Annotated in this window: 1 protein-coding gene and 1 pseudogene; both read left to right on the top strand. The window is 72.8% G+C overall.

Features of this window, described 5'->3' with window-relative positions; genetic code table 11:
* A pseudogene (locus Z164_RS21965) lies at positions 1–251 on the top strand (tRNA-guanine transglycosylase); the annotation flags it as partial.
* Positions 252–369: 118 nt separating this feature from the next.
* Positions 370–556 (top strand): preprotein translocase subunit YajC (locus tag Z164_RS20465; protein ID WP_043689949.1); only part of this gene is annotated, 187 nt, incomplete at its 3' end.

Below are 556 nucleotides of genomic sequence, written 5' to 3'. Positions count from 1 at the left end.
CTGATGGGCGTGGGGCGGCCGGAGGACCTGGTGGAGGCGGTGGCGCGCGGCGTGGACATGTTCGACTGCGTGATGCCGACCCGCAACGCGCGCAACGGCCATTACTTCACCGCCGACGGCGCGATGGCACCCTGCACAACCTCTGGCACTACCAGCGGCTCATGGCCGGGATGCGCGCGGCGATCGAGGCGGGAACCTTCGCCGCCTTCCGCGAGTCCTTCCATGCCCGCAAGGCCGCGGCGGCCGGCTGACCGCCCCGGCGCGGCGCCCGCCCCCGTGGCATAATCGCCCGCTGTTTTGCTCCAGCCTGCCCGCCGGCCCGTCCGGCGGCGCGCGCGGGGGCCTTCCCAACTCCTCATGGACCCGACGATGAACCTGCTGGATTTCGTGATCGCTCCCGCCCATGCCGCGGCGGCGCCGGCCGCCGCGCCGAAGCGGGCGAAGGAACACCGCAACATGCTGGAGAAGCTGGCGGTGGGCGACGAGGTGATCACCGGCGGCGGCATCGCCGGCACCGTGCGCGCGATCGGCGAGAGCTTCGTGACCGTGGAGATCG

The sequence above is a fragment of the Luteimonas huabeiensis HB2 genome, from assembly GCF_000559025.1.
Taxonomy (GTDB): Bacteria; Pseudomonadota; Gammaproteobacteria; order Xanthomonadales; family Xanthomonadaceae; genus Luteimonas; species Luteimonas huabeiensis.
Note: the sequence above shows the minus strand (reverse complement) of the source record. Positions and strands in the feature narration are given on the sequence as shown.